This is a genomic window from Bacillus sp. P4_E1, assembly GCF_056401715.1.
The window spans coordinates 115,131-128,153 of sequence record NZ_JBFUIV010000006.1; the positions used below are offsets into that span (position 1 = coordinate 115,131).

Annotated in this window: 12 protein-coding genes and 1 other annotated feature; of the genes, 9 read left to right on the plus strand and 3 right to left on the minus strand. The window is 37.7% G+C overall.

What is annotated here, in order from left to right:
- Positions 1-16 precede the first annotated feature (16 nt).
- Positions 17-1,303, minus strand: coding sequence for a replication-associated recombination protein A (locus AC1DS7_RS10640; RefSeq protein WP_002067244.1), 1,287 nt, complete (start codon positions 1,301-1,303; stop codon positions 17-19).
- Positions 1,304-1,593: 290 nt separating this feature from the next.
- On the opposite strand from AC1DS7_RS10640, the gene cymR reads away from it, so the two are divergent.
- The 7 genes from cymR (at position 1,594) to AC1DS7_RS10675 (ending at position 8,000) form a co-directional block, all read left to right on the plus strand.
- Positions 1,594-2,010 (plus strand): cysteine metabolism transcriptional regulator CymR, encoded by a 417-nt coding sequence (gene cymR / locus AC1DS7_RS10645; RefSeq protein ID WP_000704117.1) that lies wholly within the window; start codon positions 1,594-1,596, stop codon positions 2,008-2,010.
- 35 nt (positions 2,011-2,045) lie between these two features.
- Positions 2,046-3,191, plus strand: coding sequence for a cysteine desulfurase family protein (locus tag AC1DS7_RS10650; protein ID WP_002143221.1), 1,146 nt, complete (start codon positions 2,046-2,048; stop codon positions 3,189-3,191).
- Between the two features lie 16 nt (positions 3,192-3,207).
- Positions 3,208-4,323, plus strand: coding sequence for a tRNA 2-thiouridine(34) synthase MnmA (gene mnmA / locus AC1DS7_RS10655; protein ID WP_476998971.1), 1,116 nt, complete (start codon positions 3,208-3,210; stop codon positions 4,321-4,323).
- Positions 4,324-4,433: 110 nt separating this feature from the next.
- On the plus strand, positions 4,434-5,093 hold the full coding sequence (locus tag AC1DS7_RS10660; protein WP_002143220.1) for a tetratricopeptide repeat protein: 660 nt from the start codon (positions 4,434-4,436) through the stop codon (positions 5,091-5,093).
- Positions 5,094-5,200: 107 nt separating this feature from the next.
- Positions 5,201-7,537 (plus strand): SF1B family DNA helicase RecD2, encoded by a 2,337-nt coding sequence (recD2, locus tag AC1DS7_RS10665; RefSeq protein WP_002015289.1) that lies wholly within the window; start codon positions 5,201-5,203, stop codon positions 7,535-7,537.
- A gap of 127 nt (positions 7,538-7,664) precedes the next feature.
- Entirely contained in the window at positions 7,665-7,853 is a 189-nt protein-coding gene (locus tag AC1DS7_RS10670; protein ID WP_002015288.1) for a hypothetical protein, read from the plus strand.
- An 18-nt stretch (positions 7,854-7,871) separates the two neighbouring features.
- Complete coding sequence (locus AC1DS7_RS10675; protein ID WP_002015286.1) at positions 7,872-8,000, plus strand: YrzQ family protein; 129 nt, start codon at positions 7,872-7,874, stop codon at positions 7,998-8,000.
- A 36-nt stretch (positions 8,001-8,036) separates the two neighbouring features.
- On the opposite strand, the gene AC1DS7_RS10680 is transcribed toward AC1DS7_RS10675, so the two are convergent.
- Entirely contained in the window at positions 8,037-8,249 is a 213-nt protein-coding gene (locus AC1DS7_RS10680) for a hypothetical protein (protein WP_002015285.1), read from the minus strand.
- 176 nt (positions 8,250-8,425) lie between these two features.
- On the opposite strand from AC1DS7_RS10680, the gene AC1DS7_RS10685 reads away from it, so the two are divergent.
- Entirely contained in the window at positions 8,426-9,493 is a 1,068-nt protein-coding gene (locus AC1DS7_RS10685) for an AI-2E family transporter (RefSeq protein WP_215588508.1), read from the plus strand.
- A gap of 38 nt (positions 9,494-9,531) precedes the next feature.
- Here AC1DS7_RS10685 and AC1DS7_RS10690 read toward each other — a convergent pair whose 3' ends face one another.
- Positions 9,532-9,876, minus strand: coding sequence for a PH domain-containing protein (locus AC1DS7_RS10690; protein ID WP_002034108.1), 345 nt, complete (start codon positions 9,874-9,876; stop codon positions 9,532-9,534).
- A 237-nt stretch (positions 9,877-10,113) separates the two neighbouring features.
- Positions 10,114-10,332 (plus strand) — a binding site (T-box leader).
- A gap of 41 nt (positions 10,333-10,373) precedes the next feature.
- On the opposite strand from AC1DS7_RS10690, the gene alaS reads away from it, so the two are divergent.
- On the plus strand, positions 10,374-13,016 hold the full coding sequence (gene alaS / locus AC1DS7_RS10695; protein ID WP_002015283.1) for an alanine--tRNA ligase: 2,643 nt from the start codon (positions 10,374-10,376) through the stop codon (positions 13,014-13,016).
- Positions 13,017-13,023 lie beyond the last annotated feature (7 nt).

The following is a 13,023-nucleotide window of genomic DNA, read 5'->3' on the forward strand; positions in this document are numbered from 1 at the left end:
GACGTTTTCGCTTATATTACCCTTTATTCTTCGTTTTATGCGAACTTTGTAATCTTTCATAAACAGTAGAAAGTGCTTGTTCAAATTTTCCTGTCGTTTTCGGTTTATAATATTGCTTGTTTTTAATTTTATCAGGTAAGTATTGTTGTTGTACCCAGCCATTTGGGTGATCGTGTGGATATAAGTATCCGATGCCTCTTCCTAACGATTCGGCTCCTTTATAATGACTATCTTTTAAATGACTTGGAATATCGCCTGTTTGGCCATTACGTAAATCGTGTAGTGCGGCATCGAGTGCTTTATAGGCCGAGTTTGATTTCGGTGATAGACAAAGTTCAATAACAGCATTTGCAAGTGGTATGCGTGCCTCTGGGAAGCCGACCCGTTCAGCTGATTCAATCGCTGCAAGTGTACGTTGTCCAGCTTGTGGGCTAGCAAGTCCGATATCTTCATATGCCATAATAAGCAGACGTCTACCGATGCTTTGTAAGTCACCAGCTTCAATAAGACGTGCTAAATAATGAAGTGCGGCGTTCACATCACTTCCGCGTACTGATTTTTGAAAAGCAGATAAAACGTCATAGTGAGCATCGCCACCTTTGTCGTGAACGAAACTCTTTTTCTGTAAGCATTCTTCTGCGATTTCAAGTGTAATTTCCGCGGCTTTGTCGTCAGTTGTAAAGCTAGATAAAACAGCTAGTTCAAGTGCATTATAAGCTGAGCGCATATCTCCGCCTGATGCATTTGCAAAGTGATGTAATGCTTCATCCGTAACAGTTACATCATATTCCCCAAGCCCTTTTTCTTTATCTTCAAGCGCTCGTTTTAAGCCAATTAAAATATCATCTTCTGTTAATGCGTGTAATTCGAAGATTTGACAACGACTTCGAATAGCAGAATTAATAGCATGGAATGGATTGCTTGTCGTTGCACCAATTAAAGTAAGAAGTCCGCTTTCTAAATGGGGTAATAGAAAGTCTTGCTTCGCTTTATCTAGCCTATGAACTTCATCCAAAATTAAAACGAGGTGCCGATGCATCTTCGCTTCTTGTACGACAACTTCCATATCTTTTTTATTATGAGTAACAGCGTTTAAGAGGCGAAACAGGGTTCCAGTACTTCCTGCAATTGCGCTGGCGATTGATGTTTTTCCTGTGCCTGGAGGACCGTATAAAATCATTGATTGAAAATGATTTGCTTGGACCATTCGCCATAAAATCTTGCCTTCACCAACTAAATGCTGTTGTCCGATAATTTCTTGAATATTTGTAGGGCGCATTCGATGTGCGAGTGGTTGTTTCATTTGACCCTCTCCCTTAATGTATAATCTGATTCTATCGTATCATTTTTTTTGATGAAATTTGAAATAGGATGCTGTTTTATGGGAAAAACGAAGGATAATATTTTCATTTTTCTTTCAATTGTAATAATTTCCGAGTTTTTCAATGTGATTTTATGTTATCATTTTGATACACAAGTTGAAATTTCTTATAATACTATATTATGCTATAATTTCATAGGATTTTAAATTGTGTTCTTTTATAAATAAGATATAACCAATAGAAGTGAAAATTTGAAATGAGGTGCAAATAGATGAAGATTTCAACGAAAGGCCGCTACGGCTTAACAATTATGATCGACCTTGCAAAAAAGTTTGGTGAAGGCCCAATTTCATTAAAATCAATTGCGCAGGCGCATGACCTATCTGAGCATTACTTAGAGCAATTAATTTCACCACTTCGTAACGCTCGTCTTGTAAAGAGTACGCGCGGGGCATATGGTGGATATGTATTATCTGATCAGCCAGTCAACATTACAGCTGGAGATGTAATCCGTGTACTAGAGGGTCCAATTAGTGTTGTAGAAATGATAGAAGAAGAAGAACCAGCACAACGCCAATTATGGATGCGTGTTCGTGATGCGGTGCAAGAAGTATTAGATAGTACAACTTTAGAAGATTTAGTACGTTATGAGGAAGAAAATCACGGGGGCTATATGTTTTACATTTAATTCCTTGTGAAACGATTTGGAAAGAAGGAGATTTAATGGAACGCATTTACTTAGATCATGCTGCGACATCTCCGACTCACCCAGAAGTGGTCGAAAAGATGATTCCATATATGACAGAAACATTTGGAAACCCGTCTAGTATTCACTTTTATGGGCGTCAAACGCGCCATGCGGTAGATGAGGCGAGACGTGTGTGTGCACGTAGCATTCACGCGAGTCCAAATGAAATTATATTCACGAGCGGTGGTACAGAAGCTGATAATTTAGCACTTATAGGTGTAGCGCGCGCGAATCGTCATAAAGGTAACCATATTATTACAACGCAAATTGAACATCATGCGATTTTGCATACGTGTGAATTGTTAGAGCGTGAAGGATTTGAAGTGACGTATTTACCTGTTGATGAAACAGGGCGTGTTCAAGTTTCTGACATACAAAAGGCACTAACGGAAGAGACGATTCTTGTATCTATTATGTTCGGGAATAATGAAGTAGGGACAATACAACCAATTGTGGAAATAGGTAAGTTGTTAAAAGAGCATCAAGCTTATTTCCACACAGATGCTGTACAAGCTTACGGTTTAATAGAAATAGATGTGAAAGAGTTTGGTATTGATTTATTATCGATTTCCGCTCACAAAATTAACGGCCCAAAAGGTGTAGGGTTCCTATATGCTGGTGCAAATGTGAAATTTGAACCGTTATTAATAGGCGGAGAGCAAGAAAGAAAACGTCGTGCTGGTACTGAAAATATACCTAGTATTGTTGGACTTCAACATGCAGTTTCGCTAGCTGAAAAAACTCGTGAGCAAAAAAATGCCCAATATGAAGAGTTTAAAGATATAATGGTATCTGTCTTCAAAAATGAGGACATTCATTTCGAGGTAAACGGAGACTTGGAATATCGCTTACCACATGTGTTTAATATAAGTTTTACAGGAATGAATATTGAACCGTTTCTTGTAAACCTAGACTTAGCTGGTATTGCAGTATCAAGTGGTTCTGCTTGTACAGCTGGTTCGATTGATCCATCACATGTATTAGTGGCGATGTTCGGAAAAGACTCCGATCAAATACGTTCATCCGTACGCTTTAGTTTCGGACTTGGAAATACGAAAGAGCAAATTGAAAAAGCGGCGTACGAAACAGTGAAAATCGTGAAGCGATTAACACAAAATTAGCATGGGAGGTGACATGATGAACAAACTACCTCAAGAAACACGCGTTGTCATCGGGATGTCCGGTGGCGTCGATTCATCTGTAGCAGCTCTTTTATTAAAAGAGCAGGGTTATGATGTAATCGGAATTTTTATGAAAAACTGGGATGATACAGATGCAAATGGTGTCTGCACAGCAACAGAAGATTACAATGATGTAATTGAAGTGTGTAACCAAATCGGCATTCCGTATTATGCAGTAAACTTTGAAAAACAATACTGGGATAAAGTATTTACGTACTTTTTAGATGAGTACCGAGCTGGTCGTACACCAAACCCAGATGTAATGTGTAACAAAGAAATTAAATTTAAAGCATTTTTAGAGCATGCAATTGCACTTGGTGCTGATTATGTAGCAACAGGTCATTATGCACGCGTTGCTTATATGGACGGCGAATATAAAATGCTTCGCGGCGTTGATGACAATAAAGATCAAACATATTTCTTAAATCAATTAAGCCAAGAGCAACTATCAAAAACAATGTTCCCATTAGGTGAATTAAAGAAACCACAAATTCGCGAAATGGCGACAGAAGCTGGTTTAGCGACAGCGGCGAAGAAAGATAGTACTGGTATTTGCTTCATCGGTGAGCGTAACTTTAAAGATTTCTTAAGTAACTATTTACCGGCGCAACCAGGTGTGATGCAAACATTATCTGGTGAAGTGAAAGGGAAACATGATGGTTTAATGTATTATACAATTGGACAACGTCATGGCCTTGGTATTGGTGGTAATGGTGATCCGTGGTTTGTTGTTGGAAAAAACTTGAAAGAAAACATTTTATATGTTGATCAAGGATTCCATAACGAACTTCTATATGGTGATGAAGTTATTGCTACGAATGTAGGCTGGGTAAGTAATAAAGCGAAGGAAAAAGAATTTACGTGTACAGCGAAATTCCGTTATCGTCAAGCAGACAATAAAGTAACGGTTCAAATCGTTGATGAAAATACAGTTCGTATTCTTTGTGATGAGCCAATTCGTGCGATTACGCCAGGCCAAGCAGTTGTTTTCTATGATGGAGATGAGTGCTTAGGCGGCGCTACAATTGATGAAGTATATCATAGTGGTAAGAAATTAGATTATTTAGGATAACACGAGAAGCCTCTGCCGATTAGCGGTTAGAGGTTTCTTTTACATAAAGCGAATTTTCGTTCGCTTGGAAAATACATTCTTTGTTATAATTTGTTGTAGAGGTGAAGGATATGTCAAACAAACTTGAAACAGGTATTAAATATATGCAAGAAGGAAACTGGGAAGAAGCAGCTAAAAATTTCACAGAAGCAATCGAAGAAAATCCGAAAGATGCGCTTGGATACATTAACTTTGCGAATTTATTAGATGTATTAGGTGATAGTGAGCGAGCAATTGTATTTTATAAACGTGCATTAGAATTAGATGGTAAATCTGCTGCTGCTTATTATGGCTTAGGAAATGTATATTACGGTCAAGAGCAATTTGCAGAGGCGAAGGCTGTATTTGAACAAGCGATGCAAGTGGGATTACAATCAGCTGACGTAACATTTATGTTAGGTATCACACATGTGCAACTTGGAAATGATCGTCTTGCACTTCCATTTTTACAAAGAGCGACGGAATTAGATGAAGGCGATGTAGAAGCTGTTTTCCAATGCGGACTTTGCTTCGCACGACTAGAACATATTCAAGAGGCAAAACCTTATTTTGAAAAGGTGTTAGAAATGGATGAAGAGCATGCAGATGCGTATTATAATTTAGGTGTTGCGTACGTATTCGAGGAGAATAACGAGAAAGCTCTTACTTTATTTAAGAAAGCGACTGAAATTCAAGCAGACCACTTTTTAGCTGGTAATGGTATTCGTTTATTAGAGCAAGAAGCTGAATAAAGTGAAATTATAGTTTAATGCGCAGTTACCCCTCATCTAAAGATTGTGAAAGAGGTGGGGGATGTACTGCTCATTAAAGTGAAAAGAACTCGGAAAGGAGAGGAAATATGGGAAATCAACATGCAATGGATTTGTTTGAGGAAGAAAAAAAATTTATAAAAGCGCAAGTTCTTCATACCATTTTCCACAACGAAGAAAACCTCTATTCCGTTGTCAGTATGAAAGTCATTGAAACGAATGAAACATACGACGAAAAAAAAGTAATGATAAACGGTCATTTTCCCCGTATGCATGAAGATGAAGTGTTTACATTAACAGGTCATTTTAAAGACCACCCAAAGTATGGAAAACAATATTTAGTTGAAACGTTTAAAAAAGAACTGCCACAAACAAAAGCAGGTATGGTGCAATATTTAGCGAGCGATTTATTTAAAGGGATTGGAAAGCGTACAGCCGAAAAAATCGTGGACCATCTTGGTGAGCATGCGATTTCTAAAATTATGGATGATCCGGATGCGTTAAGTGGTGTTGTAAACAAGCAAAAAGCGCAGGAAATATATGAGACGATTATTGAGCATCAAGGGCTCGAGAAAGTGATGAGTTTTTTAAATGGTTACGGTTTTGGAACAAAACTTTCTATTAAAATTTATCAGCAATATAAAGAGATGACATTAGAAGTGATTCGTAATAATCCGTATAAACTTATTGAAGAAGTGGACGGAATTGGATTTGGAAGAGCAGATGATATAGGGCGTGCAATCGGAATAACGGGCAATCACGACGACCGTGTACGTGCAGGGTGTTTTTATACGTTAGAGAATATTTCATTACAACTCGGTCACGTGTATATGGAAAAAGGTCAGCTTGTAAGAGAAACGATGTCACTTTTAAATAATCAAGAAGGTAGAGTGACTGAGGAAGATATTGTAGGCTGCGTTGAAATGATGCAAAGCGAAGGGAAAGTCATTATAGAAGAAGAGCGAGTGTATTTAGCTTCTTTATTCTATTCTGAGAAAGGCGTTGTAAAGTCAATTCGTCGTCTTATGAATCAAGAAGAAACCCCTGCATTCCCTGAAGCAGAAGTGTTAAAAACGTTAGGAGAAATTGAAGAACAGCTAAAGGTACAGTATGCGCCGCTTCAGCAAGAAGCAGTTCAAACTGCACTTCATAAGCCGATGATGTTATTAACAGGTGGACCAGGGACGGGGAAAACAACAGTTATTAAAGGAATTGTTGAAATGTATGCGTCACTTCACGGAGTATCATTAAATCCGAATGAATATAGTGATGATAATCCATTTCCAATATTATTAACGGCCCCAACTGGAAGAGCGGCGAAGCGCATGAGTGAATCGACAGGACTTCCAGCTTGCACAATTCATCGTCTGCTTGGATGGACGCCAGAAGGATCTTTTCAGCGCAATGAAACAGATCCTGTACAAGGGAAGCTCCTTATTATTGATGAGTTTTCGATGGTAGATATTTGGCTTGCAAATCAGCTATTCAAGTCACTTCCGACAAATATTCAAGTTATCGTTGTAGGTGATGAAGATCAGTTGCCATCTGTAGGACCTGGACAAGTGTTAAAAGATTTATTGAATGCAGGTGCGGTTCCAACGGTCAAGCTTACAGAAATTTATCGTCAAGCGGAAGGGTCATCTGTTATTCAACTTGCCCATGCGATAAAGGACGGAACACTTCCACCAGATTTAGCGCAAAATAAAAAAGATCGTTCATTTATCAGCTGTGCAGGTGCTCAAATTGTTGAAGTTGTAAAAAAAGTATGTGAAAACGCGAAGACGAAAGGGTTTAGCGCAAGAGATGTACAAGTGTTGGCACCTATGTACCGCGGACCGGCAGGTATTAATGTGTTAAATGAAGCTCTTCAAGAAGTGTTCAATCCGAAAAAAGAAAAAAGTAAAGAAATTGCCTACGGTGACGTTGTATACCGCAGAGGTGATAAAGTACTTCAATTAGTCAATCAGCCGGAAAGCCAAGTATTTAATGGTGATATCGGAGAAATCGTTTCGGTGTTTTATGCGAAAGAAAACGTTGAGCAACAAGATATGATTATCGTTTCATTTGATGGGATTGAAGTAACGTATACAAAGCCAGATTTAAATCAAATTACACATGCATATTGCTGCTCGATTCATAAATCACAAGGTAGTGAATTTCCGATTGTTATTATGCCGATTGTAAAAAGCTATAACCGTATGTTACGTCGTAATTTAATTTACACGGGTATTACAAGGAGTAAGAAATTCCTTATTATTTGCGGGGAGGAAGCAGCGTTTCAATCTGGTGTAAATCGCCTTGATGATGCAATGCGTCAAACGACTTTAGCTGGCCGATTGCAAGAATCACAAGGAGAAGTGCAGATGGTGACGGTTAATGGTGAAGAAATGGACGTGGAAAACATTTCACCGTATGATTTCATGTAACAAGGTGAAATTATATAGTGAACCTTTCAAACGTATAACGTTGAAAGGTTCTAGCAATGTATAAATGAATGCAGTTTGGACATAATGGCGAATAGAATCTGGGAGACTGTAAGGAGATGAAAGCCATATGTTCAGTTGTCCAAATTGCAAAGGGAAAGACATCGGAAAAATAGGTGTCAACCAATTTTATTGCTGGAATTGTTATATCGAATTATCGGTTTCAAAGGGGAAAATCCATACACATCAAGTAGAGGAAGATGGTTCATTAAGCTCTCTTGATGATTTATTTGATGATAATGAAAGAACGATCGGATAACGAAAAGGGGGATTTACTTTGAATCTACGCAATTCATTAATCGCATTAGGTGTTGGAGCTGCAGCGTATCAATATGCTCGCAAACAAGATGTATTCTCAAAACGCAATGTGAAAAAAGCACGTAAGATGATTAAGTCTTATTTATAAGGCGTAAAAAACTCCCTTTATGATAAGGGAGTTTTTTTATGCGCTTGTATGCAAATATAAAAGTCCGATTTCAGAGAAGAGATAAGATAAACCGTAGCATCCAACGCCAAGCATTCCATAATGCCATAAGTGCTTAGCTCTTTCCTTTCGTGAGGAACGAATAAAGAAGCCTTTCCAAATACCAAACCCGATACAAATCCATTCAAGAAGCATAAAAAGTGCGGATAATGCAAGCATAAATAAGATCATTATGAGCCCTCCTGATTATATTTTGACATTTTGTATTTTCAGGGGTGGTTGTCCTTATTATGTTAAATATATGTATGTCTTTAAAAAACAGTATGGTCTGTATAAAAAGATTTTAAAACTTTTGCACATAACCTAACCTATTTATTTTCAAAATAAAGGTGGAGGAGGTTTTTCGTGTGAAGAATCTTAAAATCATTTGGATATATCGTTTAGGATTATTGTTACTCGTTTTTCTTTGTTTGCTCGTCTTTTTAAAAATCAAGCCACTATGGGCACCGATTATTTTTGTATTTAAAGTGGCGATCACACCGTTCTTTATTGCTTGTTTTATTGCTTATTTATTACACCCTTTAATTGAAAAAATCCATAAGGAAGGAATGCCACGCACACTTGCTATTTTGCTCATTTATATTCTTTTCTTTGGCGGAATTGGCTATGGAATTTATAAAGGAACGCCAGTTGTTATTAAACAGTTACAAGAAATTAATGAACAATTTCCGCAGTTTACAAAAATGTACGATTCTTGGATGGATGGAGTTACAGAACAAACAGCGAATTTCCCATCATTTATTCATGAAAAGGTGAAACAAATTTTTGGTGGTGTAGAAACGAAGATTCAAGCGCTTTTAAATAAAGTCATGAGCACAGCTCGTGGTGTACTGGATTCGTTACTCATTATTTTCTTAATTCCGTTCATTGTATTTTACATATTAAAAGATTACGGTGAGTTTTATCATATATTTTGGGAATTAGTCCCGAGTAAGTGGCGTAGTACGGGGCAAATGCTTGCGAAAGAAATTGATAAATCACTCGGAAGTTATATTCGAGGGCAGTTATTTGTTTGCTTAGTATTAGGGGGAGTATCTGTTCTTTCTTTTTGGTTTATCGGTATGAAATATCCATTGCTGCTCGGCATTATTATTGGGGTAACGGATATAATCCCGTACTTTGGTCCTATTTTAGGGGCGATTCCGACGTTGATGATTGCGGCAACGGTATCAACGAGTTTACTCATTAAGGCGGGGATTACAATTGCTATTTTGCAATTTTTGGAAAGTAACATTTTATCGCCTTACATCGTTGGTAAGTCGCTTCGTATGCATCCTGTGATCATTATGTTTGCATTACTAGTAGGGGGAGAAGTTGCGGGGATTGTAGGATTACTAATATCGGTTCCTATTTTAGCGGTCATTCGGACAGTGGTCGTTCATGTGAGACCTCTTTGGAAAAAAGAAGATGTGTAATATGATAGCCCTCTACTTATAAAAGTAGAGGGCTATCATTATTTAGAGAGTTGCTCGTGTATTTGTTGAACGAGAGAGCTTACATCATTTGTTTGAATATGTTTTATTTTTTTCCATTCATTATCGTACATAAATATAATTTGATTGCTGAAAAGACGCTTTTGCTCTTGTAGATTAGAAATGTTTGCAAAAGAGTACTCTTCAAATATTGGGTTCTTACTTACATCTGGTCCATAAAAGAAGAGCCGTTTGTTCGTTAAAATTAACAGTCCTGGTCTTGCGACGGAACGATATATAAATATATTTAATGAGCATGCTGCATAAAAAAGGATTTTTTCATCAGTTGTTAACATTTCTTTAGCTTGATTCAATAAGGTTGTCATTGTAATCGCTCCTTTATTGTTAATAAATTAATTATAACAAATAATGTAATATTTAGAAATTTGCATAAAGTATTTTTTGAGAGAAGATTCCTATTTAGTAATAAATGCATAATATATTTAAAGGCTGTTAAGAATGAATAGTAGAATAACTATGATTAATAAGCAATTGATACAATATAAATGATTATCTACATTGACAAACTTAAGAGAATTCTATTATATTTAGTCATATAATACATTAAATCAATGACGGAACAAGTACGTTACAGTCCATTTATAGAGAGAAGCTTCCAATGGCTGAAAGAAGCTTTAAATGAAGGGTAACAGAAAGCTAATCCTGAGAGCAGCTAACCACTGCCGTCTTGCCACGTTACGGCACCATGAGGTGATGAATTGATTGTTATAATAATCAATTCATAATTAGGGTGGTATCGCGAGTTAACTCTCGTCCCTTTTATTAGGGGCGGGAGTTTTTTATATTTAAGGAGGAAAATACAATGAAACAACTAACAGGCGCACAAATTCGTCAAATGTTTTTAGACTTTTTCCAAGAAAAAGGACATGCAGTAGAACCAAGTGCATCACTAGTTCCTCATGAAGATCCATCTCTGTTATGGATTAATAGTGGTGTAGCGACATTAAAGAAATATTTTGATGGTCGTGTAATCCCACAAAATCCACGTATTACAAATGCACAAAAATCAATTCGTACAAACGATATTGAAAACGTTGGGAAAACGGCTCGTCACCATACATTCTTTGAAATGTTAGGGAACTTCTCAATCGGTGATTACTTCAAAGAAGAAGCAATTACTTGGGCTTGGGAATTTCTAACGAGCGACAAATGGATCGGATTCGATAAAGAATTACTATCTGTTACAATTCATCCGGAAGATGAAGAAGCATTCACAATTTGGAATGAGAAAATGGGTGTTCCAAAAGAACGCATCATCCGTTTAGAAGAAAACTTCTGGGATATCGGTGAAGGACCAAGTGGACCGAATACAGAAATTTTCTATGACCGCGGTGAATCTTACGGTAATGACTTTAGTGACCCAGAATTATATCCGGGCGGAGAAAACGAGCGTTACTTAGAAGTATGGAACCTTGTATTCTCTCAATTTAACCATAATCCAGACGGTTCATATACGCCACTTCCTAAGAAAAACATCGATACAGGAATGGGTCTAGAGCGTATGACATCTATCGTTCAAGATGTACCTACAAACTTTGATACAGACCTATTCATGCCGATGATTGGTGCAACAGAATCAATTTCTGGTGAGAAATATCGTAATGGCGATTTAGAAAAAGATATGGCGTTTAAAGTAATTGCTGACCATATCCGTACAGTAACATTCGCTGTTGGTGACGGTGCTCTTCCATCTAACGAAGGCCGTGGTTATGTATTACGTCGTTTATTACGCCGTGCTGTTCGTTATTCTAAGAAATTAAACATCAACCGTCCGTTCATGTTTGAATTAGTACCGGTTGTTGGAGAAGTAATGAAAGACTTCTATCCAGAAGTACTTGAAAAGAAAGATTTCATCGCAAAAGTTGTGAAGAATGAAGAAGAGCGTTTCCATGAAACACTTCATGATGGTGAATCAATTTTAGCTGAAGTAATTGCAAAAGCGAAAGAAGAAAAAACAACTGTTATTTCTGGCGTAGATGCGTTCCGCCTATACGACACGTACGGTTTCCCAATTGAATTAACAGAAGAATATGCAGAAGAAGCTGGTATGACAGTTGATCAAGCGGGCTTTGAAAATGAAATGGAGAAACAACGTGAGCGTGCACGTGCTGCTCGTCAAGACGTTGATTCTATGCAAGTTCAAGGCGGTGTACTTGGTGAAGTTAAAGTAGCGAGCGAATTCGTTGGTTACGGTACAGTTGCAACAGAAAGTAACGTTGTTGCACTTGTGAAAAATGGTGAGTATACAGATAGCTTACAAGCAGGTGAAGAAGGACAATTAATGCTTGATGTAACGCCATTCTACGCTGAGAGCGGTGGGCAAATTGCAGACCGTGGTTATCTTCTTGCTGACGGCGTGAAAGTTGTTGTAAAAGACGTACAAAAAGCACCAAATGGTCAAAACTTACACAAAGTTGTTGTTGAAGAGGGTACATTAACGAAAGAAGCGGCTGTAAAAGCTCTTATCGATACGAAAAACCGTAGTAGCGTTGTGAAAAACCATACAGCAACTCACTTACTACACCAAGCATTAAAAGATATACTTGGAACGCATGTTAACCAAGCTGGTTCTCTTGTAACATCTGAACGTTTACGTTTTGACTTCTCTCACTTCGGTCAAGTACAAGCTGATGAATTAGAAAAAATTGAGCGTATCGTAAACGAAAAAATTTGGGAAAGTATTGATGTTGCGATTTCTCAAAAAGCAATCGAAGAAGCGAAAGAAATGGGCGCAATGGCATTATTCGGTGAAAAATACGGCGATGTTGTACGCGTTGTGCAAGTAGGCGATTACAGCTTAGAGCTTTGCGGTGGTTGTCACGTTGATAACACAGCTTCTATTGGTATTTTCAAAATCGTTGCTGAGTCTGGTATCGGTGCAGGAACTCGTCGTATTGAGGCGGTAACTGGTAAGTCTGCATACGAATTAATGAACGATCAAGTAGGTTTATTAAAAGAAGCAGCAGGAAAAATGAAAACAAATCCAAAAGATATTTTAACAAGAGTTGATGGTTTATTTACTGAAGTAAAACAACTTCAAAAAGAAAACGAATCTCTTGCTGCGAAATTAAGCAATATCGAAGCAGGAAACTTAACTGATTCAGTAATGACAGTTGATGGCGTGAACGTATTAGCGGCGAAAGTAAATGTTGCAGATATGAACAACTTACGTACAATGATGGATGACCTTAAAAATAAATTAGAGTCTGCAGTTGTTGTATTAGCGTCTGTAAATGACGATAAGGTAAACATTTTAGCTGGCGTAACGAAAGATTTAATTAGTCAAGGTTACCATGCGGGTAAACTTGTGAAAGAAGTCGCTTCTCGTTGTGGAGGCGGCGGTGGTGGCCGTCCTGATATGGCACAAGCAGGCGGTAAAAACCCAGCGCAAGTAGAGGAAGCTTTAGCGTTTGTACAAGAGTACGTTAAATCTGTTTCAAAATAAAGAGATA

Coding starts and splice junctions, on each gene's coding strand:
- AC1DS7_RS10660 (WP_002143220.1), top strand. CDS start 4,434: ATGTCAAACAAACTTGAAACAGGTATTAAATATATGCAAGAAGGAAAC.
- AC1DS7_RS10680 (WP_002015285.1), bottom strand. CDS start 8,249: ATGATCTTATTTATGCTTGCATTATCCGCACTTTTTATGCTTCTTGAA.
- mnmA (WP_476998971.1), top strand. CDS start 3,208: ATGAACAAACTACCTCAAGAAACACGCGTTGTCATCGGGATGTCCGGT.
- AC1DS7_RS10670 (WP_002015288.1), top strand. CDS start 7,665: ATGTTCAGTTGTCCAAATTGCAAAGGGAAAGACATCGGAAAAATAGGT.
- cymR (WP_000704117.1), top strand. CDS start 1,594: ATGAAGATTTCAACGAAAGGCCGCTACGGCTTAACAATTATGATCGAC.
- AC1DS7_RS10650 (WP_002143221.1), top strand. CDS start 2,046: ATGGAACGCATTTACTTAGATCATGCTGCGACATCTCCGACTCACCCA.
- recD2 (WP_002015289.1), top strand. CDS start 5,201: ATGGGAAATCAACATGCAATGGATTTGTTTGAGGAAGAAAAAAAATTT.
- AC1DS7_RS10640 (WP_002067244.1), bottom strand. CDS start 1,303: ATGAAACAACCACTCGCACATCGAATGCGCCCTACAAATATTCAAGAA.
- alaS (WP_002015283.1), top strand. CDS start 10,374: ATGAAACAACTAACAGGCGCACAAATTCGTCAAATGTTTTTAGACTTT.
- AC1DS7_RS10690 (WP_002034108.1), bottom strand. CDS start 9,876: ATGACAACCTTATTGAATCAAGCTAAAGAAATGTTAACAACTGATGAA.